Genomic DNA, 21,008 nt, shown 5'->3' with positions numbered 1-21,008 from the left:
AGCGGGGAGTGGGTGTCTACTCCCAGCGGAGCCACTGACGGAGCCGCGAGGTGATGCCGAGGTTCCGCTTGGTCATGATGACTGCTCCCTTCGCGCGCTTACCGACTGCCTCGGGGACGGCACCGAGGACGAGTTGCTGGAGAATCCCTTCGCGGGTCGCCCCGACGAGAGTCAGGTCGGTCTCCGCGGTCTCGGTGACGATGGTGTCGACGACGTCCTCGCCCTCGAGGAGTTCGGTCTCGTACTCCACGTCCGAGAGCGCGGCAACGGTGTCGTCGATGCGGTCCTGGGCGTCGCGTCGCTCGGTCTCGGAGGCGTCGGGGTCGACCACGTGGACGACCCGGACGGTCGCCCCTTCGGAGTGGGCGATGGCGCTGCTCACCTCCGCGGCGAACTCGGCGTGGGGGCCGCCCGCCGTCGGCAGGAGGATGGACGCGATTTCCTGTTCGACTTCGCCGGTCTTCTCGACGAGGACGTCGCAGGCGGCGTCGCGAATGACTTCGTCGACGGTCGAACCGAGGACGATGTCACGGCGACGGCTCGTCCCGCTCCAACCGAGGAGTGCGGCGTCGCACTCGTACTGGTCGACGGTGTTCGTGATCGCCTCGGAGACGTCGTGGCCGATGCGGACGGTTCCGCTCACGGGGACGTCCTCCTCGCGGGCGAACTCCATCGCCTCGTCGACGATCTCCCGTTCGTCTTCGAGGTACTGACCACCTTCGGAGAGCGGTGTCTGTGCGGGGAGTTCGACGGCACTCATCACCAGGATGTCTCCGTCGCGGTCCTTCGCGATGTCGACAGCCGTCCGCATGAGTTGCGGGACGTGTTCGGGGTTCGCGATGGAGACGAGGAGTGTGTACTCCGACTCGCTGGGGTGGTGTTCGGCGACGAGCGTCGGCGTCTCCTCTTCGGCGTGTTCGGCCGGCTTCCCCGAGAGGACGGTGAACCAGAAGGCGACGCCGACGATTTCGGCGACGACCCCGATGGCGAAGCTCACGGGGCTGACGTTCAAGAAGAGGACGAGGTTCGCGAGTACGGCGATGACCGGGACCACCGGCACGAACGGAACCTCGAACCCACGGTCGATGTCCGGGAACTTGCGGCGGGACTGGACGACGGCGAGGTTGACGACGATGAGGCCGCCGAGAAGCATGAAGTCCGCGAAGTGTGCGAGGTGCTCGATACCGAGGTGGAGACCGAACGGCGGGTGGTACGTTCCGCTCCCCGGGTGGCTCCCGAAGACGACGGAGAACACCGCGATGTAGAAGAGGATGAGTCCGCCGGTCAGGAGGACCGCCTTGTGCGGCGTGTTGAACGTGTCGTGGAGGTCTTCGAACTGGCTCGGCAGGTGGTCGCGGCGGGCCATCGCGAGTTTGACGCGCGAGCCCGCGAGGATGGTCGCGTTGGCCGCCGAAATCATCGAGAAGAGGGCGCCGACGATGATGACGTAGAAGCCGGCGTTCCCGAACACTTCGAGGAAGTACTTCGCGGCGTAGGCCATCGACACCTCGCCGTGGTTGGCGATGTACTCCTTGGCGGTCAGCCCACCGAGTTCGACGTTGTTCGTGAGGAAGTCGAGGAACTTCGGGTCGTTGACCGCGATGACGATGACGAGGACGACGAGCGTGTAGATGACCGTCACCAGCCCCATCGAGATGAAGATGGCGCGCGGGACGGTGTCGCCGGGCTTCTTGATCTCCTCGGCGTTGGTCGCGATGGCCTCGAAACCGAAGAACGTGATGAACACGAGGGCGCTCGTCAGCCCGATGTCGCGGAAGTCGGCGAAGGTCTGGGTGTTCTGCTGGAGCGACTCGACGACGATACTCGCGTCGAAGGACTGGAGGCCACCGTAGAGGAAGAGGATGATGAGCGCGACCTTCAGCCCCGTGACGGCGATCTGGAAGGCACCGGTCTCCTCGGTCCCCTTGAGGTTGATACCGACGAGGAGCGCGAGGACGACGAAGCCGCCGACCCAGTAGGGAATCGCCTCCGGGATGGAGAACGCCGGGTAGATGAACCGGTAGAACCAGTCGGAGAAACTCGCGAGGTAGAACGCCGCGGACGCCGGATAGCCGAGGATCATCGACCAGCCGACGATGTAGGTGAGGTCGCTGTCGAAGACGTTGGCGACGTACATGTAGCCGCCACCGCTCTCGGGGTAGATGGAGGCGAACTCGGCGTAGGCGAAGGCGGTGAAGAAGCTCGCGACGACCGCCGCCGCGAGGAACGAGACGATGGCCGCCGCGCCGACGTTCGCGACGGCGAGTCCCGAGAGGACGAAGATGCCCGCCGCGATCATCGTCCCGACACCGATGGCGACGGCACCGACGAGCCCGATGTCGCGGTTCAGCTCGGCCTCGACGTTGCTCCCGGCGTCACTCATCGACGACCACCCCGGGTACGTCGTGGTCGTGGAGGTGGTCGCCACGTCTCGCCCGGAACCGATACACCGGGCTACGGGTCGTCTCTACAGACATACTCCCCCCGTGTACGGCGGACGACTATAAACCTTGGAGAAACCTGCGAGATGCGCAATATCGGGGCAGTCTATTCCGGATATCGTACCCATCAGGACACCACTCTCCGCCAACGACGGGCGGAGTACTCGGAGAGCGAAGTTGGTTGCGGGCTAAACGGGCGGGGAGTCAGTAATCTGTGGTCGAAGTAGTGGAAAGTCATTTCGGATTCCGCATCGAGTGGTACGTATGAGCCACGAAATCGACGAACTTGACGAGAGAATCCTCTATCACCTGGCCCAGGACGCCCGAAACACCGCGGCTTCGGATATCGCACGAGAGATGGAGGTCTCGGGCGGGACCATCCGGAACCGAATCGAGAAACTGGAGGAGGCTGGCGTCGTCCGCGGCTACCACGCCGCCATCGACTACGAGGCGTGTTCGGGCCTCCTCACGAACCTCTTCCTCTGTAGCACCTCGGTGTCCGAACAGGATCGCCTCGCCCGTCGCGTCCTCCGCGTCCCCGGCGTGGTCAACGTCCGCGAGGTGATGACCGGTCACGGGAACCTCCGGGTGAAGGCCGTCGGCGAGGACACGAACGACCTCACGCGCGTGGCGCGCAAACTCACCAATCTCGGACTCGACATCGAGGACGAAGACCTCCTCCACGACGAGCACCACCACGCGTACCACCAGTTCGGGCCGGAGTCGGCGGCGGCGACCGTCTCCACCCACCCCGTCGAGCGGGCGGACGACGACGAAATCCGGTCGGTCACCGTCGACGGCGAGGCGCCGATTGCCGGGCAGACGCTCCAGGAGGCGAACAAGACCGGGCTAGTCGACGAAGACGTCCTCGTCGTCGCCATCGAACGGGGTGAGACGACCATCACGCCGCGCGGCGACACCCGCGTCCAGCCCGGTGACCGGGTCCGGCTCTTCTCCCCGCGGGGCGTGCCGGTGAGTACGCTCGCCGCGTTCGAAGTCGACGAGTCGACCGCCGTGTAGGGCGACCGAACTACTCGGCCACTTCTTGCTCGCCGACGAACAACTCGACGAGGTCGTCGGTCATCCCCTCGCGCGCGAAGACGGTGACGGTGTCGCCGGCCTCGATGCGGGTACTGCCGCGTGGCGTGACTATCTCCTCCCCGCGCTGGAGGGCCACGACGAGGACGTCTTCGCCGAGGAGACTCTCCGACCCGGCCTCGGAGAGCGTCTTCCCCGCGATGGCCGCGTTCTCGGTGACGGTCACCTCGAAGATCTCCGCGTCGCCGCCGAGTTCCATGAAGTCCTCGACGGAAGGGCGCTGGATGGCCTGGTAGAGGTACTGGGCGATGAGTCGCTGTGGGTTCTCGAGGATGGTCGCACCCACCCGGCGGAAGATGTTCAGGTGTTGTGGGTCCTGGACGACCGTCACCAGCGAGGAGATCTCCAACTCCTTCGCGATGAAGAGGACCATCAGGTTCGTCGCGTCCTCGTCGGTCGTGCAGATGATGGCGTCGGCCTGTTCGGCGCCGGCGTCTTCGAGGATCTCGCGGTCGGTCGCGTCGCCCTCGATGACCAGACAGTCGTACTCCCTGCTCGCCTCCTCGGCCACCTCCGGGTCCTGTTCGACGACGACGACCTCGTTGTCGGAGGCCGTCGCGAGGTCGAGCACCTGCGAGCCAATCTGCCCGGCACCGACGACGATGATGTACATGTGGGGTGGGCGACGGCCAGGCAGTTAATCGCTTTCGCTCCGGACGTGGCGGACGCCGAGCGCGAGGACGTAGCCGACGAACCCGAGGACGTAGCCGCCCGCCAGCACGGTCGTGGCCGTCGTCCGCCCGAGGACGGCGATGGCCAGGAGGACGAGCGGGGCGACGAGGATGAAGGCGTCGAACACCCGGTCGTCCGGCCCGGCCTCGAAGAGCGTCTCGACGGCACCCGTCAGCAATTTACCGACGTCGACGCCCAGCATCAGCGACGCACCCCGAAGCCGTAGACGAGTCCCCGGAGCGTGACGAGGACGGGGATGATTTCGAGGCGGCCGATCCACATGTTGAAGAGGAACATCACCTTCGCGGCTGTCGGCATCCCGGGACCGGTGATGCCGGTCGAGAGACCGACGTTGCCCTGCGTGCTCGCCACCTCGAAGAGCACGTTCTCCAGCGAGTAGGCGTTCGGACCGGCCCCGGTCGGGACGGTCACCAGGAGCACGGCGGTCCCGAGGCCCAGGAAGACGACCCAGAGGACGGTGATAATGGCCGCCTCCTCGAACTCCTTGGTGAGTTCGCGACTGGAGAGCGCGCGGCCGTCGAGGCGGAACGTCCGGACGGCCGAGCGCGGGTAGAAGACGCCCGCGATGCGGAACGCGGTCCCCTTCAGGAGGGTGGCCACCCGGACGAGTTTGATGCCGCCGGCGGTCGACCCCGCGGCCGCACCGACGACCATCCCGAGTACGACGACGAGGTGGGAGGCGGCACTCCACTGCGCCCCGATGCTCGCCGTCTGGAAACCCGCACACGACGCCGCCGAGACGAACTGGAAGACACCGTAGCGAAACGACTGGAAGAGCGCGGCCGCGTCCCCGGTCAGCGTGACGCCGAGGACGGAGATGGCCGCCGTCGACTGGTAGACGCCGTGGGCGTAGAGGAGTCCGGTCAGCGCGAGCGTCCCGAGTCCGAAAAAGCCGAACACCCACCGCGTCTGGAGGTCCTCGCGGAACTCCTCGAAGTGGCCCTGCAAGAGGAGGTAGTGGACCGGGAACGCGATACTCCCGAGGAGCATAATGGGGACGAGCGCGAAGTCGATGGCGACGCTGTCGTACGTCGCGATGGAGTTGTCGGTGATCGAGAAGCCGCCGGTGGCGAGACCGGTCATGGCGTGGTTGATGGCGCCCCACAGCGGCATCCCCGCGAGCCAGAGGAGGAGGATGGAGACGAAGGTGAACAGGAGGAAGATCCACCAGATGGTCCTGACCGTCGAGACGATACTCGGGTGGATCTTCTCCGAGCGCGCCTCGCTCTCGTAGAGCGTGAGCGACCCGCTCCCCGGCCGGGCGAGGATAGCGGTCGTGAGGACGATGACGCCCACGCCGCCCACCCATTCCATGAACGAGCGCCACCACTGGAGCGTCGCGGGGAGGCGGTTCTCGTGGACGGTCATCGTCAGGCCGGTCCCCGTGAAGCCGCTCATCGACTCGAAGAGCGCGTTCAGCGGGTTCAGAAACGCCGCGACGGTCGAGTTGAGCGCGGGCGCGCCGAGCAACCCGGCACGCATCGACGCCGCGAGCAGGACGAAGGGGAGCGAACCGAAGACCGCGACGAGGAACCACCCGGTCGCCGCGATGACCATGCCGTGGAGTTTGCCGGGTTCGCCCGCGTCCGCGAAGTGACCGTGGAGGGCGGTCCCGACGGTGAGCGGGACCGCCCCGGAGACGAGGAGTGCCGGAATCGCGTAGAACTCGCCCCACACCGCCGCGACGAGGACGGTCAGCGCCGGCATGATGGCGTACACCTGGAGAATCCGACCGAGATCGCGGCCGATCGTTCGGAGTCCGTCTGCGGGCATTCGTCCGACCTACCTCGCGGGGCGACTAAATAGGGTGTGGCTTCAGTCCTGCCAGTAGGCGCGGGTGAGCAGGACGAGCACCGGGAAGATCTCCAGGCGGCCGACCCACATGAAGAAGACCATCAGGAGCTTCGAGACCCGTGGGAACGGGAGGAAACTATTCATCGGGCCGACGAGGCCGACGCCCGGACCGACGTTGCCGAGCGTCGCGGCGACGGCGCTCGTCGCCTCGAACGCCGAGAGGTCCTTCCCTGGAACGCCGATGACGACGATGGCGAGGGTCCCGAACGCGAAGATGACGAGGTAGAGCAGCGTGAAGGCGTAGATACCGCGGACCGCCCGCTCGTCGACCGTCTGCTTACCGAGGCGGATCGGGGAGACGGCCTCGGGGTGGACGGTGGTGAACAACTCGCGTTTGAGCGACTTCAGGATGACCACCCACCGGACGACCTTGATACTCCCACCGGTACTCCCCGCGGAGCCACCGATGAACATGGCGAACAGGAGGACGTACTTCGCGTGCTGTCCCCAGAGGTTGAAGTCCATGCTCGCGTACCCGGTCGTCGTCACGATGGAGACGACCTGGAAGGCGGCGTGGCGTAGCGAGGGTTCGAGAGCGCCGGTGAGGCTATCGAAGCCGGGTGTCGTGAACAGCAACCCGGCGACGAGGGCGGTGAGGACGCCCATCGCGCCGAGGTACCCACGAAGTTCGACGTCGTCGAGGACGATCTCGAAGTCGCGGTTCCAGAGGTGCCAGAACAGCGCGAAGTTCATCCCGGCCGCGATCATGAACGGGATGATGAACCACTGGACGACCGCGGTGAACGCCTCGATGGAGCGCGCCTCCGGCGAGAACCCGCCCGTCGGCATCGTGGTGAAGCCGTGGGCGACCGCGTTGTAGAGGTCCATGTTCGGCGCCATGCCGGCGAGGTGGAAGCCGTAGAGCCCGACGATTTCGAGGGCGGTGAGCCCGAGGTACATCCCCCAGAGGGCGCGCGCCGTCTCGGCGATACGCGGGGTGAGCTTCTGGATACCCGGGCCGGGCGCCTCGGCGTCCATCAACTGGGCGCCACCCACGGAGAGTTCGGGAAGGATGGCGACGGCGAGAACGACGATCCCCATCCCGCCGAGCCACTGGGTCTCCTGGCGCCACATCATCAACGCGCGGGAGTGGTTCTCGAAGGAGATACTCCCCATGACGGTCGACCCGGTGGTGGTGAAGCCACTCATCGACTCGAAGAGCGCGTTCACCGGGAGTCGGAGCGTCGACGTCGCGCCGTAGGTCGTGATGGCGCCCTCGACGACGTACGGGACGGCGCCGACGACGCTCACGAGCAACCACGTCAGCGCGACCATCAGGAATCCCTCGCGCGTGCCGAGCGCCTCGGCGGGGTCGTCGTGGAGACGTTCGAGCGACCATCCGACGACGAGGGCGACCGCGATGGCCACGAGGAACGTCCGGAGTCCCCGCCCGTAGTAGAGTGCGAGGACGAGCGGGAACAGCATCGGGACCGAGAGCCACTTGACCACGCGGCCGGTGAGGCTGACGCCCGCCCGCCAGTCGACGCGGAGTTGCGAACTCATAGTTTGGCCGTGACGTCGTCGATCGCGTCCGCGCGGACGAACGCGACGACGTGGTCGCCTTCCTGGACCACAGTGTCACCACGCGGAGTGATGAAGTCCCCGCCGCGGGTGATGGCGCCGACGACGAACCCCTCGGGGAGGTCGGCGGCGGCCTCACGGATGGAGCGACCCGCGAGCACGCTCTCGGCGTCGATCTCGACTTCGAGGACCTCGGCTTCGCCGGGTTCGACGATGGCGACGTTCTCCATCCGGCGTTCGCGGGTGAAGCGGGTGATCTCCTCCGCGGTCACCTCGCGGGGGTTGACCGCGACGTCGACGCCCACGGCCTCGAAGAGGTCGACGTAGGCGCCGTCGTCGACGACGGCGACCGTCCGCTCGGCACCCATTCGCTTGGTCAGGAGGGAGACGAGGAGGTTGCGCTCGTCGCTGTCGAGGGCAGAGACGACGAGGTCGGCGTCACCGACGTGCTCGCGTTCGAGGAAGTCCTCGTCGGTCGCGTCGTGTTCGAGGACCGTCGTCTCCGAGAGTTCCTCGGCGAGTTCGCGGGCGCGCTCGGGGTCCTGCTCGACGAGACGCGGGGAGAACCCGCGGTCCGCGAGCAGGCGGGCCGTGAGTGCACCGACCGAACTCCCGCCGACGATGACCACGTCGTCGACGTCACTGGCGGCCTCGCCGGGCGCGACGGACGCGGCGAACGCCTGGACGCTGTCCGGCCGACCAATGACGACGACCATGTCGCCCGCGTGGATTCGGGTGTCCCCGCGCGCGATTTCGACCTCGCCGTCACGGATGACGGCGGCGAAGGTGAGCGCGTCGAAGCGGTCGGCCTCCTGGACGGTCTGATCGGCGACCGGACTCGACTCGGGCACCTCGAACTCGGCCATCTGGACGCGCCCGCCAGCGAACGGGTCGACGTCGCGGGCGGTCGGCAGTCCGACCACCCGGACGATGGACTGGGCGGTCAGCAGGTCCGTACACACCATGAAGTCGACGCCGAAGACGCCGTGCGAGCGCCGCCAGGTCTGGAGGTACGCCCGGTTCTGGACGCGGGCGATGGTGAACGCGTCGCTGGCGGTCTTCGCGGTCCCGCAGATGGCGAGGTTCGTCTCGTCGTCGTCCGTGCTGGCGATGACGATGTCGGCCTTCTCGACGCCGGCCTCCTCGAGCGTGTCCAGCGAGGCACCGTCACCCTGGACCGTCAGCACGTCGTGCTCGTAGGTGAGTTGTTCGACGCGGTCACCGTCGACGTCGACGACGACTACTTCGTGGCTATCCGCGAGACTCCCGGCGATGCTCGACCCGACTTCACCGGCACCGACGATGAGTACACGCATTTAGCGCACCCTCCGCTTCGTTCGCATGTCCCGTTCTGCGAGCGCCTCCCAAAAGACGGTTTCGAGGGGCGGTCGTCGCGACGGCCTCGCCCGGCCCGACTCGCCTCACTCCGGCCCACGCCCACTCGACTGGGACGACTCGGTGAGGAGTTGCTCGACGAGGTTCCGGTATCCCCGCCGGAGCCGTCCCGAGACCGACTGGTAGGAGATTCCGAGTTCGTCGGCGAGGTCGTCGAGCGTGGTGCCGCTCTTCGGGTCGAAGTACCCCTCCTCGTAGGCGAGGACGAGCGCCTCGTACTGTTCGTCCGTGACCGGGCGGCGCTCGCGCTCGAAGCCATCCTCGTGGGGGCGCGTCTGTACGAGCGTCGCGTCGATGCCGTGTTCGCCGCAGTAGCGCTGGAACGCCGTCAGCCCCTCGCTGTCGACGTCGCGGAACTCGAAGAGCCACTCGTCACTAGAGCCGACGCCGGAGAGGAGCGTGAGTCCCGCCTCGGCGATGGCGTCGACGACGCCCGACGCTTCCGTGTCCCACTCGATCCGGAAGAGACCCCGGTCCTCGGTCTCGGCGACGAGCGCGAGCGACTCCGCAGCCGGACTCGTCCGGATGGCAGCGGCCACCTCGTCGAGGCCGTCCGCTGCAACCCAGAAGTAGGGGAGGGTCTCGTCGCCAGTCGGGACGACCCGGTCGAGTTCGACGGACGCGTCCGGGACGTCGGTGAACAACCGACCGAGCGGGAAGTCCTCCGCCGGCACGGTGTACGTGGCGACGGTGAGCATGAGAGTACCTAGCGGTGTCACGCGGGTGAACGTTGTGGCCCGCGTCGCGTCCGCCGCGGGGCACCGTCACTTATGTACGCTCGACCGGTACGTACGTGCGACATGCAGTTCACCGTCGACGGCCACCGACTCGACGTCGACACCGCCGTCCTCGACGCACCCGACGAACGCGTCCGTCGCGAGGTCGAGGCGTACCTCGCCGGCGAGCGCCGCGAGTTCTCCGTCGCCGTCGACTACCCCGACGGCTTCACCGGCGACGTGATGCGGGCGATGGCGGCCATCCCCTACGGCGAGACCCGGACGTACGGCGACCTCGCCGACGACCTCGACACCGGTGCGGTGGCAGTCGGCCAAGCCTGCGGGTCGAACCCCACCCCCATGGTCGTCCCGTGTCACCGCGTGGTGGGCGCGGACTCGCTCGGCGGGTTCTCGGCCGCGGGCGGCGTCGAAGCCAAACGCGCGCTCCTCGACCTCGAACGCGGGCAGCGACAGACCGACCTCGGCGCCTTCGAGTGACGCCTGCTCGCGTGTCGCTCACTCTGTTCGCTCCCGCTCGTGTCTTCGAGATTCTCACTCCCTCCCTTCGGTCGCTCGTTCCGAATCTCACTCACTCCGAATCTCGTTCGACTGTCTCCAACCACCCCGAGACCGCACTCTTCAGCGCGCCGGTGGTGCTCCCGCAGTTGAGCAACTGGTAGCCACGCTGGACCTTCGCGTTCAGGTCGTCGACGCCGAAGCCGAGACCACCGAGCGGGACGTCCGCCTCCAGCGTCTTCTCCTCGATCGTCTCGACGGCGGCCTGCACCTCGGGGTGGTCGCGCTCGCCGGGGTGGCCGTACGCCGCCGAGAGGTCGAGCGGTCCCGCGAAGACGAACCCGAGGTCGGGCACGTCCAGGATGGCGTCGAGGTTCTCGACGGCCTCGCGGGTCTCGACGGTGACGCCGACGAGCGTCTCGCGGTCCTCCGTCGCGGGGTAGTCGCCCTGGAGTCCCCAGCGACTCGCTCGCGGGTTCGCCAGCCCTCGCTCGCCGGGTTCGTCGTCGTAGTCGAAGCGGGCGGCCTCGCAGACGTCCCGTACCTCGTCGGCGGTCTCGACGCGCGGGACGAACACGTTGCGGACGCCCGCGTCGAGGCACTTGCGGACCATCGCGGGATCGGCCTCGGGTGTGCGGACGAGCAGTTCGGTTCCGCCGCGCTCGGCCGCGCGGAGGAAGTCGTTCAGTCGCTCGCCGTCCCACGGACTCGGCCCACCGTGTTCGAGGTCGAGCCACACCGCGTCGGCGCCGAGTTCGCCGTAGAACTCGACGAGGTTCGTGCTGTAGGCGCTCTCGAGGACGGAGAGCGCGACGCCGCCGGACTCGAACGTTGTGCGGAGGTCGTTCTCGCTGATCGGGTCTGTCACGTCCGTGGCGTCGAACGGACCGTTCCTAAAGGTGTCGTGCAGCGGAACCCCTATACTGGTGTATGTGATACACTAGCACAGGCATGGGCCGATACCACGACATCCTCGTCCCGACGGACGGGTCGACGGGGACACGGCGGGCGATCGAGGAGGGTGCCGCACTCGCGGCCGAACACGGGGCGACGCTCCACGCGTTGTACGTCGTCAACACGGCGAGTTTCGCCACGCTCCAGTTAGAGGCGAACGTCGAGGGGGTCTCGACGCTGCTCCAACGTGAGGGCGACCAGGCCCTCGACGAAGTCGAGGAAATCGCCGCCGACTACGGTGTCCCGGTCGAGCGAGTGTTCCGCGAAGGGGCGCCGAGCCGGGAGATCGTCGACTACGCGGAGGAACTGGGCGTCGACCTCGTCGTGATGGGGACCCATAGCCGCGGCGGCATCGACCGCCTCCTGCTCGGGAGTGTCGCCGAGAAAGTGGTCCGCGCCTCACGCGTCCCGGTCATGACCGTCCGGGTCGGTGACGACACGACGGACGAAGCCGACGGCTCGACGGCGACGGAGGCGGACGGTGAGGCGAGCGAGGAGGCGACGGCGTTCGAGAGCGCCAACGGGTAGGGTAGGCCCTAGACCGGGCGGAGGTGTTCGCAGTCGCCCGCGTGGACGACTTCCCGACCGCCGGTGTCCGTCTGGACGACCAGTGCGCCCACGTCGGTCACGTCGACGGCCTCGCCGACGACGGCACCGCCGGGCGTCTCGACGCGCACCCGCTGACCGAGCGTCGCGGACCGCTCCTTCCACGCAGGGACGACGTCGTCCGGCGACTCCCGGAGTTCGTCGAAGCGTTCGAGCACACGCTGGACGAACCGTCGGCGGTCGACCGCACCGAACTCGTCCTGGAGACTCGTCGCGCCCTCGTGGAGCGCCTCGGCGGGGACGTTCGCGTTCACGCCGACGCCGAGGACGACCCACGAGACGCGGTTCGACTCGCCCTCCATCTCCGTGAGGATGCCCGCGAGTTTGCGTCCGCCCCGCTCCGCGGAGTCGTCTGCACTTCGTGCCGACGAGGGCTCGTTCGATTCCTCGCGGTCACTCACGAGCACGTCGTTCGGCCACTTGATCGCCGCCGCTACACCCGCCTCGCGGGCCGCGTCCGTCACGGCGACCGCGGCGGCCAGCGTCAGGAGAGAGACACGGGCGGGTGGGAGCGACGGCCGGAGGACTAGACTCGCCCAGACACCGCCGGAGGGCGACGACCACTCGCGGTCGAGGCGGCCGCGACCGCCGGTCTGCTCGTCGGCGAGGACGACCACGTCCTCGGCCCCCTCGCCGGCGAGTTCGCGCGCGCGGTCGTTCGTCGACCCGATGGTCTCGTGGAACTCCACCTCGAAGGGGGCGTCGAGTCCGTACTCGACGGCTTCGCCGCCGAACTCCGGAATCCCCACGAGGACGTAGCCGTCCTCGCGGCTCTCGATTTCGAACCCGGCCTCGCGGAGCGCCTCGACGTGTTTCCAGACGGCGGCCCGGGAGACCCCGAGTCGCTCGGCGAGGTCCGGCCCGGTGACCGGTCCCGACGAGAGGGCGTCGAGGACGGCCGCGCGTGTCTCGTGCATAGACGCGTCTACGAGTGGGTGCGAGAAAAGCCCTATATTTCGAGCCACTGGGTCGAGAAGTCCCGCTCCGGGACGTGCCAGCGCTGCTCCGGGACGTGGCCGACGCGTCGACGCAGTTCGATGTAGGCGTCGACCACCGGTTTGAACTCGTCGACGAGGTCCTCGTCGTCGCTCGGCAGGTGGAAGTGGGCCATCCCGTCGACGTCGCGGACGACCGCTGACGCGTCGACGACGTCCCGACGGATGGGGTCGACGCCGTACTGGTCGAGGAGCGGCGAGAGCGAGACGACGCCCGTCCGGAGTTGTGAGGGGTCGTACCCGTCCGGCGGCGCGAGCGTCCGGACGGCGTCGCGGAGCACCGTCGTCAGGTCGAGGTCGAGCGGCGAACCGGGGGCACCGGCCGTCGCCCCCGTCGCGCTCCCCCGGTAGAAGTCACGCCTGTCGACGACGTGGACGTCGGGGTCGTCCGGGTCGACACCGCCCGGGAGGAGGTCGTTCGGGTCGGGTTGTGCCGGGTCGGTCAAGACGAGCGCGCGGCGACGCTCCGCCGCGGGCGAGCCCAGGAGTTTGCGGGTCGCCTGCGCAGTCACGGCTGTCGGCACCTCGCCCGTCACGAGAATCGAACACCCGTTTTGCTTCAGTTCGGTGAGCACATCTACGAACGCTGGCATTTCCCTCCTCCCTCCCCGGCGCCCGGGTTGTCGTCTGGTTGCAGACTCAACACTAAAAGCTTCCCGGCTAGCTCACTACTCGATAACGACGAGGACGTCGCCCATATCGACGCTGTCACCCTCGGAGACGGCGACTCTCGTCACTTCTCCGCCACGAGTCGTGACGACGTCGTTCTCCATCTTCATCGCTTCGAGGACGACGACGACGTCGCCGGGTTCGACGGTGTCGCCCTCCTCGACCTCGACGTCGAGGATGGTCCCCTGCATCTCGGCGGTGACCTGCTCGCCCTCGCCTTCGACTTCGGCCTCGCCGCTGGATTCGCCGCCCGCGGGCGTGGGGCGTTCGCTGCCGCCGGCCTCCTCGCCGGCCGCGGCCGCCGCGATGGGCGCACCGCCGCGGGACTCGAGGTTCACTTCGAAGCGCTTGCCGTTCACCTCGACGGTGAACTCTCGCTCGACAGTCTCCGTTTCCTCCGCTTCGCCGCCGACCTGCTCGGGACCCCACTTCTCCTGGGCCTCGTCGATGGCCTCGGGGTCGAGTTCCTCGTCGAGGTACTTCGTCGTGTGCTCGCTGGCGACGAACGCCTCGTCGGTGAGCATCAACCGGTGGAACGGGATGACGGTGACGACCCCCTCGATGTCGTACTCGCCGAGGGCGCGCTTCGAGCGCTCGATGCACTCTTCGCGGTCGCTCCCCCAGACGACGAGTTTCGCGATCATCGAGTCGTAGTCGGTGACGAGTTCGTCGCCCTGGCGGAGCGCGTCGTCGAGGCGGACGCCGATGCCGCCCGGCGGGTCGTAGGTCTCCAGTCGGCCGCCGGTCGCGGGTGCGAACTCCTCGGCCGCGTTCTCTGCGTTGATGCGGAACTCCATCGCGTGCCCGTCGAGTTCGACGTCGTCCTGCGCGAAGTCGAGTTCTTCGCCGGCGGCGATGCGGAGTTGCCACTTCACGATGTCGATACCCGTCAGTTCCTCCGTGACGGTGTGTTCGACCTGGATGCGGGTGTTGACTTCGAGGAAGTAGAAGTCGGCGTCGGCGCCGAGGAGTTCGCCGGCGCCCTCCTCGCGGTCGTCTTCGACGAGGAACTCGAAGGTGCCTGCGTTGTAGTAGTCGGCGGCGTCGGCACCGCGGCGGGCGGCCTCGCCGATCTGCTCGCGGAGGTCGTCGGTGAGAGCGGCGCTCGGGCCCTCCTCGATGACCTTCTGGTGGCGGCGCTGGAGCGAGCAGTCGCGCTCGCCGAGGTGTCGGACGTTGCCGTGGTGGTCGGCGACGATCTGCACCTCGATGTGGCGGGGGTTCTCCAGGTAGCGTTCGAGGTAGACGGTGGGGTTGTCGAAGTAGGCCTCGCCCTCGCGTTTGGCGCTCTCGAGTTTGTCCTCGACCTCGTCGGGTCCACGGACGACCTTCATGCCGCGGCCGCCGCCACCGCCCTCCGCCTTGATGGCGACGGGGTAGCCGTGTTCTTCACCGAACTCGCGGACCTCCTCGGGGTCCTCGACGGGGTCCGTGGTCCCGGGGACGATGGGCACGTCGGCCGCGTCCATGGATTTGCGGGCCTGGGTCTTCTCGCCGAGTCGTTCCATCGACTCGCTGCGGGGGCCGATCCAGGTGACGCCCTCGGTCTCCTCGACCTTCGCGGCGAAGTCGGCGTTCTCCGCGAGGAACCCGTACCCCGGGTGGATGGCGTCGGCGCCCGACCGCTCGGCGACGTCGATGATGGCGTCGTGGTCGAGGTACGAGTCGGCCGCCCGCGCCGGCCCGACGTTGTACGCCTCGTCGGCGTACCGGACGTGCCCCGCGTTCTTGTCGGCCTCGGAGTACACCGCGACAGTGTCGACTCCGAGTTCCTCGCAAGCCCGCATGACACGGACCGCGATTTCACCTCGGTTGGCGACGAGAACCTTGTCGAACATACAGGGGGGTTTACCCGGCGGGTACTTGATTTATCGGTTCCGTCTCCGCAGAAGAGCGACGTCGCCCCCGAAACGGGCGCGGTGGGCCTCCAGTGTGGCATGAACGCCCCGCGCCCATTCAATTCCACAATCGGATGGTTGAAAAAATTACGTGCTCACGAGGACGAATGGGAACCGATAAACGCGGGACCTCCCACCGATGGGAACGGCACACTATGGGGATACGCGAAACTCTCGTCGATCACTTCGACCTCGCGGACCGCGGCGCCGACCTCCGGACCGAACTGCTCGCCGGCCTGACGACGTTCCTCACGATGTCCTACATCGTGGTCGTCAACCCGGCCATCCTCGCCGCCCGCGGCGAGAAACCCGGTATCGCCGTCGCCGGCGCGAGTTACGCCGAGACGGTCCAGATGCTCGCCGTCGTCACCATCCTCGCGGCGGCGACGGCGACGCTCGTCATGGCGTTCTACGCGGACCGCCCGTTCGCCCTCGCGCCGGGCATGGGCCTCAACGCCTTCTTCGCCTACACGGTCGTCGGCGCGATGGGCGTCCCGTGGGAGACCGCGCTCGCCGCCATCGTCGTCGAGGGCGTGCTGTTCGTGGCGCTCACCGTCGTCGGCGCCCGCGAGTACGTCATCAAACTCTTCCCCGAACCCGTGAAGTTCGCCGTCGGCGCCGCACTCGGCCTCTTCCTCGCGTTCATCGGCCTCCAGGAGATGCAGGTCGTCGTCGCCGACCCCGCGACGCTCGTCCAGCTCGGCAACGTCGCGAGCAACCCCGTCGCCCTCCTCTCCGTCGCGGGCCTCTTCCTCACGCTCGGACTCTATACGCGCGGCGTGCGCGGGTCCATCATCCTCGGCGTCCTCCTGACGGCCGCCGCGGGGTGGATCGCGGCCTCGATGGGCGTCCAGAGTCCGACTCCCGGCGCGCCGCTCGCCCCCTCGATTCCCGCGCCACAGTACGACATCTCGCCACTCGTCGGTGCCTTCGTCCGCGGCTTCCGGAACGTCGAGGCACTCGCCTTCACCCTCGTCGTGGTGACGTTCTTCTTCGTCGACTTCCTCGAAACCGCGGGGACGCTCACCGGCGTCGCACAGGTCGGCGACATGCTCGACGAGGAGGGCAACCTCCCCGACATGGACAAGCCGCTGATGGCCGACGCCGTCGGTACGACGGTCGGCGGGATGCTCGGTACGTCGACGGTCACGACCTACGTCGAGTCCGCGACCGGCGTCGAGGCGGGTGGCCGGACGGGCCTCACCGCGCTCGTCGTCTCTCTCCTCTTCCTCGCGTCGCTGGCCATCGTCCCGCTCGCGGCGGCCATCCCGCTCTACGCCTCGCACATCGCGCTGGTCGTCGTCGCCATCTTGATGCTCGGCAACGCGGCCGACGTCGACTGGCACGACCCGACCCACGCCGTCCCGGCCGGCCTGACCATCATCGCGATGCCGCTCACCTACTCCATCGCGTACGGCATTGCCGCCGGCATCGTCTCCTACCCGCTGATGAAACTCGCCGCCGGCGAGGCCGACGACGTCCACGTCGGCCAGTGGCTGCTCGCGCTCGCGTTCGCAGGCTACTTCGCGCTCCGGACGAGCGGGGCGCTGGCGTCCATCTGAAAAAGTGAGTCGGGTAGGGGTACACGGCGGGCAGATGCCCACTGTGGTACTACCTCACACAGACGGATAAGCGAATCGCCGACGGGGAGCGCGTTCGCGTTTCGGAGATTCCTCGCTACGCCCGCACTCCCTGCTCGCGGGTCGTCCCTCCCCGCTCGCGTCCCGGAGATTCCTCGCTACGCTCGGAATCTCCCTAGAACCGCTCGCTCCGCCCCGCCGCACTCCACGCGTCGGTCGGCGCGTTCTCGGGCACGCGCACCGAGCGACCCTGCAACTGCTCGACGCGGCCGGCGAACGACCACCGCTCGCCCTCCCACGTCTCCGCTTCCTCCTCGGCCGCGGCGGCGGCCGCCGCGACGTCCGCGAGGTGCGCCTGCACGGCCGCCGCGATGGCCGCGGCCTCGTCCTCGTCCGCGTCGTCGGGGAGGTCGATTGTCACGTCAGAGTGGGATGTTGCCATGCTTCTTCTCGGGGAGGGAGTCGCGTTTTGTCGTGAGCATCTCGAGGTCGTCGACGAGCCGGGCGCGGGTGTCCTTCGGTTCGATGACGTCGTCGAGGTAGCCGCGGTCCGCCGCCGTGTAGGGGTTGGCGAACTCCTCTCTGTACTCCTCGATGAGTTGGTCGCGGAGTTCGTCGGGGTCATCGGCCTCCGCGAGTTCGTCGCGGTAGAGGACGTTCACGGCGCCCTGTGGTCCCATGACCGCGATTTCGGCCGTGGGCCACGCGTAGTTCACGTCGGCGCCGAGGTGCTTCGAGGCCATGACGTCGTAGGCGCCGCCGTAGGCCTTCCGCGTGATGACGGTGAGGAGCGGGACGGTCGCCTCGGAGTAGGCGTAGAGGAGTTTCGCGCCGTGGCGGATGATGCCGTTGTGCTCCTGGTCGGTGCCGGGCATGAAGCCCGGGACGTCGACGAACGAGACGATGGGGACGTTGAAGGAGTCACAGAGGCGGACGAAGCGGGCGGCCTTCTCGGAGGACTCGATGTCGAGCGTCCCGGCGTTCACGCGGGGCTGGTTGGCGACGATGCCCACGGACCGGCCGTCGAGACGGCCGAAGCCGACGACGATGTTCTTCGCGAACTCCGCCTGGACCTCGAAGAACGAGCCCTCGTCGACGACCTCGTCGACGACGTTCGTCGCGTCGTAGGGTTTCCGGGGCTGGTCGGGGACGATGTTCTCCAGCGCCTCGGGGCGGCGCTCGGGGTCGTCCCACGGTTCGACGCGCGGGGGGTCCTCGACGTTGTTCTGCGGGAGGTAGGAGAGGAGTCGCTTGATGTCGTCGAGGGCCTGCTCCTCGTCGTCGGCCGCGAAGTGCGCCACGCCGGAGTCGGTCGTGTGGGGCGTCGCGCCGCCGAGTTCGTCGTGGGTGACCTCCTCGCCCGTGACCGTCTCGATGACGTCCGGGCCGGTGATGAACATGTGGGAGGTGTCCTTCACCATGAAGATGAAGTCGGTGAGCGCCGGGGAGTAGACGGCCCCGCCGGCACACGGCCCCATGATGGCCGAAATCTGCGGAATCACGCCGGAGGCCTCGGTGTTCTTACGGAAGATTTCACCGAACCCCGCGAGGGAGTCGACGCCCTCCTGGATACGGGCGCCCGCGGAGTCGTTGAGACCGATGACCGGCGCGCCGACCTCCATCGCCTTGTCCATCACCTTACACACCTTCTCGGCGAACACCTCGCCGAGCGAGCCACCGAAGACGGTGAAGTCGTGGGCGAAGACGAACACGGTTCGCCCGTTCACCTCGCCGTAGCCCGTCACGACGCCGTCGCCGGGGAGTTGTTTCTCCTCCATCCCGAAGTTGTGCGACCGGTGGGTACGGAGCTGGTCGATCTCGTTGAACGTCCCCTCGTCGAGGAAGTAGTCGATGCGCTCGCGGGCGGTCATCTTCCCCTTCTCGTGTTGGGACTCGATACGCTCCTCGCCGCCACCCTCCCGGGCGCGCGCCTTCTTCTCCCGGAGGTCCTCGATTCGCTCGTCCATCGTCATGTTGTGGTGGCTTTCAGCGAGAGTCGGGAAAAGCGTTCCGAGACTCGCAAACGACGCCCCGCGGAAACGTTTTGCGTGCGGCCAGTGTGGCCCCGCTGTGTCACTCACCCTCGCCGTCGTAGACGCCGATGTGGTCCCGCCGGCCCACGAGACGACCCTCTCCGCGTCGGTCGACCGCCGACGCCCCACGGTCGAGGAGCACCGGCCCGCCCGCGTGGTCGTTCGACTCCGGAACGAGAGTGAGACACACCGTGGGTACCGCGCCGGTCGCGGCAATCGCCGGGTGTTCTCGACGTGGGAGAGCGAGGAGACGGACCCCGGTCTCGCGCTCGTGACTCCCGACGAAGCCCGCGTCGTCGGCGAGTACGACCGATACCCCGCCGAGAGCCGTCTCGACGGCTATCCACACTCCGGCGGGACTCTCGAAATCAGCGGTGTCACACTCGAACCCGACGAGAGCATGGCGGTCGAACTGGAAGCGTGGGGCCACCCCGACAACGCCGACCCCCGACTCCCGACGGGGACGTTCCGCTTCGAGGAGACGTACAGTTACGCGCCGTGGCACGGGAGCGGTGCCGACGGAGCCGAGAGCGAAGGCGAAGAACGAGGGTCGTTCGAGTGGGGATTCAGCGTCCGAGTCGGCCTGACTACAGCACCGACTGCGGCCGGCGGAGCGTCACGCCGCACACTACGACGACGCCGACGGCGAGCGCGACGACGGCGCCCGTCCCGAGTTGGACGCCGAGCAGGGGGAGGAGACTCGACAGGAGCGTGAAGACGAGGAACAGCGGGAGGACGACGCCGACGGCGTAGAGCCACGGTGTGGCGAGACGCTGGCCGAGGTCCCCAGCACCGGAACGGAGTTCCGCGACGGCGTCGGTCCCGAGCACCCACCCGGTGAAGAGGAGGAAGCCGGCGAGACCCCCGGTCAGGAGGAGGTTGACCAGCGTGCCGGCGACGAAGCCGAACACCTGGGCGGAGAGGGCGTTCACCGACCCCGTGACGAGGAAGAGACCGGTGAAGGCGACGGTCGCCTTCCGGCGGGAGACGCCGTACTCGTCGACGAGGAAGGAGACCGGAATCTCCAGCATCGAGATGGACGAGGAGAGCGCCGCGAGCGCGACGACGCCGAAGAAGACGACGGCGACGACCTGCCCGTAGGGGAGCGCGGCGAACGCGCCGGCGAGGCTGACGAAGACCGCACCCGCACCGGGTTGGCCGGCGCCGCTCCCGAGCGCGAAGAGGATGGGGAAGACGACGAAGCCGGCGAGGACGCCGACGAGCGTGTTGAGACCGGCGATGAACGTCCCGTCGACCGGGAGCGAGCGGTCCTCACCGAGGTAGGAGGCGTAGGTGACCATCGTCCCCGCGCCGAGCGAGAGCGTGAACAGCGCCTGGCCCGCGGCGGCGGGGAGGATGTCGAGGAAGTGCGTCTGGAGGTAGCCGAGGTCCGGCGAGAGGTAGAAGGCGAGTCCCGCGCTCGCGCCGTCGAGGGTCAACCCCCACGCGGCGAGACCGACGAGCAGGACGACGATGGCGGGCATCATCACCTTCGTCGCCCGCTCGATGCCGCCTTTCACGCCGAACCCGACGATAGCCGCAGTCAGGAAGAGGAAGAGCACGTGGAAGGCGACCGCCTCGAACCCGTAGTTGATGCTGGAGAAGTAGGCGCCGGGGTTCCCGAAGTAGGCGCCCGTGAAACTCGCGCCGAAGTAGCGGAGGATCCACCCGCCGACGACGCTGTAGAAGGAGAGCAGGAGGACGGCGGTGACCACGAAGACGTGGCCGAAGGCCGACCATCCTTTCGAGTCCGAGAGCGAGGAGAGCGCGCCGACCGGGTTCCGTTTCGAGCGGCGACCGATGACGAACTCGCCGAGGAGTCCGGGGACGCCGACCAGGAGGACGATTCCGAGGTAGACGACGAGGAACGCCGCCCCGCCGTTCTCGGAGGCCATCCACGGGAACCGCCAGATGTTCCCGAGGCCGACCGCGCTCCCGACGGCGGCGAGAATGAAGCCGAGGCGTGTCTGCCACGATTCGCGTGTGTCTGCCATTACCACCCGCTAACGGACTGGTGAAAAAGAGGGTTTCGGAGTGAA

The 21,008-nt window shown here is 67.9% G+C and carries 18 protein-coding genes and 1 pseudogene; 4 read left to right on the top strand and 15 right to left on the bottom strand.

Annotated features, from left to right (window positions below; genetic code table 11):
• Window positions 1-16 precede the first annotated feature (16 nt).
• Window positions 17-2,383 carry an amino acid permease gene (locus P0Y33_RS02170; RefSeq protein ID WP_279528930.1) on the bottom strand — a complete coding sequence of 789 codons (2,367 nt, stop codon included), beginning with the start codon at window positions 2,381-2,383 and terminating at the stop codon, window positions 17-19.
• A 322-nt stretch (window positions 2,384-2,705) separates the two neighbouring features.
• Here P0Y33_RS02170 and P0Y33_RS02165 point away from each other — a divergent pair, with 322 nt between their 5' ends.
• Window positions 2,706-3,461, top strand: coding sequence for an Lrp/AsnC family transcriptional regulator (locus P0Y33_RS02165; protein ID WP_279528929.1), 756 nt, complete (start codon window positions 2,706-2,708; stop codon window positions 3,459-3,461).
• A 10-nt stretch (window positions 3,462-3,471) separates the two neighbouring features.
• Here P0Y33_RS02165 and P0Y33_RS02160 read toward each other — a convergent pair whose 3' ends face one another.
• The 6 genes from P0Y33_RS02160 to P0Y33_RS02135 form a co-directional block, all read right to left on the bottom strand.
• Window positions 3,472-4,152: a potassium channel family protein gene (locus P0Y33_RS02160; RefSeq protein WP_279528928.1), complete on the bottom strand. Its 681-nt coding sequence runs from the start codon at window positions 4,150-4,152 to the stop codon at window positions 3,472-3,474.
• Between the two features lie 24 nt (window positions 4,153-4,176).
• The gene (locus tag P0Y33_RS02155; protein ID WP_279528927.1) at window positions 4,177-4,413 is read right to left on the bottom strand and encodes a hypothetical protein; all 237 of its coding nucleotides are present in this window, start codon (window positions 4,411-4,413) and stop codon (window positions 4,177-4,179) included.
• Window positions 4,413-6,005: a TrkH family potassium uptake protein gene (locus P0Y33_RS02150; RefSeq protein ID WP_279528926.1), complete on the bottom strand. Its 1,593-nt coding sequence runs from the start codon at window positions 6,003-6,005 to the stop codon at window positions 4,413-4,415. The genes P0Y33_RS02155 and P0Y33_RS02150 overlap by 1 nt, the downstream gene beginning before the upstream one ends.
• 42 nt (window positions 6,006-6,047) lie before the next feature.
• Complete coding sequence (locus tag P0Y33_RS02145; protein ID WP_279528925.1) at window positions 6,048-7,589, bottom strand: TrkH family potassium uptake protein; 1,542 nt, start codon at window positions 7,587-7,589, stop codon at window positions 6,048-6,050.
• A complete protein-coding gene (trkA, locus tag P0Y33_RS02140; protein ID WP_279528924.1) occupies window positions 7,586-8,923 on the bottom strand; it encodes a Trk system potassium transporter TrkA in 1,338 nt (445 codons plus the stop codon). The genes P0Y33_RS02145 and trkA overlap by 4 nt, the downstream gene beginning before the upstream one ends.
• Window positions 8,924-9,028: 105 nt before the next feature.
• Window positions 9,029-9,700: a helix-turn-helix domain-containing protein gene (locus tag P0Y33_RS02135; protein WP_279528923.1), complete on the bottom strand. Its 672-nt coding sequence runs from the start codon at window positions 9,698-9,700 to the stop codon at window positions 9,029-9,031.
• A 102-nt stretch (window positions 9,701-9,802) separates the two neighbouring features.
• On the opposite strand from P0Y33_RS02135, the gene P0Y33_RS02130 reads away from it, so the two are divergent.
• Complete coding sequence (locus P0Y33_RS02130; protein WP_279528922.1) at window positions 9,803-10,216, top strand: methylated-DNA--[protein]-cysteine S-methyltransferase; 414 nt, start codon at window positions 9,803-9,805, stop codon at window positions 10,214-10,216.
• A 91-nt stretch (window positions 10,217-10,307) separates the two neighbouring features.
• On the opposite strand, the gene P0Y33_RS02125 is transcribed toward P0Y33_RS02130, so the two are convergent.
• Window positions 10,308-11,102 carry an HpcH/HpaI aldolase family protein gene (locus P0Y33_RS02125; RefSeq protein ID WP_279528921.1) on the bottom strand — a complete coding sequence of 265 codons (795 nt, stop codon included), beginning with the start codon at window positions 11,100-11,102 and terminating at the stop codon, window positions 10,308-10,310.
• 83 nt (window positions 11,103-11,185) lie between these two features.
• Here P0Y33_RS02125 and P0Y33_RS02120 point away from each other — a divergent pair, with 83 nt between their 5' ends.
• Entirely contained in the window at window positions 11,186-11,716 is a 531-nt protein-coding gene (locus P0Y33_RS02120; RefSeq protein WP_279528920.1) for a universal stress protein, read from the top strand.
• An 8-nt stretch (window positions 11,717-11,724) separates the two neighbouring features.
• On the opposite strand, the gene P0Y33_RS02115 is transcribed toward P0Y33_RS02120, so the two are convergent.
• The 3 genes from P0Y33_RS02115 to P0Y33_RS02105 all read right to left on the bottom strand — a co-directional run bounded on the left by P0Y33_RS02115 (window position 11,725) and on the right by P0Y33_RS02105 (window position 15,296).
• Window positions 11,725-12,711, bottom strand: coding sequence for a biotin--[acetyl-CoA-carboxylase] ligase (locus tag P0Y33_RS02115; protein ID WP_279528919.1), 987 nt, complete (start codon window positions 12,709-12,711; stop codon window positions 11,725-11,727).
• A gap of 32 nt (window positions 12,712-12,743) precedes the next feature.
• On the bottom strand, window positions 12,744-13,382 hold the full coding sequence (locus tag P0Y33_RS02110; protein WP_279528918.1) for a DUF7504 family protein: 639 nt from the start codon (window positions 13,380-13,382) through the stop codon (window positions 12,744-12,746).
• Window positions 13,383-13,457: 75 nt separating this feature from the next.
• Window positions 13,458-15,296, bottom strand: a complete 1,839-nt coding sequence (locus P0Y33_RS02105) for an acetyl-CoA carboxylase biotin carboxylase subunit (RefSeq protein WP_279528917.1) — start codon at window positions 15,294-15,296, stop codon at window positions 13,458-13,460.
• A 215-nt stretch (window positions 15,297-15,511) separates the two neighbouring features.
• Between P0Y33_RS02105 and P0Y33_RS02100 the strand changes: the two genes are divergently transcribed.
• The gene (locus P0Y33_RS02100) at window positions 15,512-16,918 is read left to right on the top strand and encodes an NCS2 family permease (protein ID WP_279528916.1); all 1,407 of its coding nucleotides are present in this window, start codon (window positions 15,512-15,514) and stop codon (window positions 16,916-16,918) included.
• A 193-nt stretch (window positions 16,919-17,111) separates the two neighbouring features.
• On the opposite strand, the pseudogene P0Y33_RS02095 reads toward P0Y33_RS02100, so the two are convergent.
• The 4 genes and pseudogenes from P0Y33_RS02095 to P0Y33_RS02080 all read right to left on the bottom strand — a co-directional run.
• A pseudogene (locus tag P0Y33_RS02095) lies at window positions 17,112-17,360 on the bottom strand (acc operon protein); the annotation flags it as partial.
• Complete coding sequence (locus P0Y33_RS02090) at window positions 17,359-18,903, bottom strand: acyl-CoA carboxylase subunit beta (protein WP_279530072.1); 1,545 nt, start codon at window positions 18,901-18,903, stop codon at window positions 17,359-17,361. The pseudogene P0Y33_RS02095 and the gene P0Y33_RS02090, both read right to left, overlap by 2 nt.
• Before the next feature lie 106 nt (window positions 18,904-19,009).
• On the bottom strand, window positions 19,010-19,399 hold the full coding sequence (locus tag P0Y33_RS02085; RefSeq protein ID WP_279528914.1) for a hypothetical protein: 390 nt from the start codon (window positions 19,397-19,399) through the stop codon (window positions 19,010-19,012).
• A gap of 157 nt (window positions 19,400-19,556) precedes the next feature.
• Window positions 19,557-20,963 (bottom strand): sodium-dependent transporter, encoded by a 1,407-nt coding sequence (locus P0Y33_RS02080; protein ID WP_279528913.1) that lies wholly within the window; start codon window positions 20,961-20,963, stop codon window positions 19,557-19,559.
• Between the last annotated feature and the right edge of the window lie 45 nt (window positions 20,964-21,008).

This window comes from Halospeciosus flavus, assembly GCF_029814175.1.
GTDB lineage: Archaea > Halobacteriota > Halobacteria > Halobacteriales > Halobacteriaceae > Halospeciosus > Halospeciosus flavus.
Note: the sequence above shows the minus strand (reverse complement) of the source record. Positions and strands in the feature narration are given on the sequence as shown.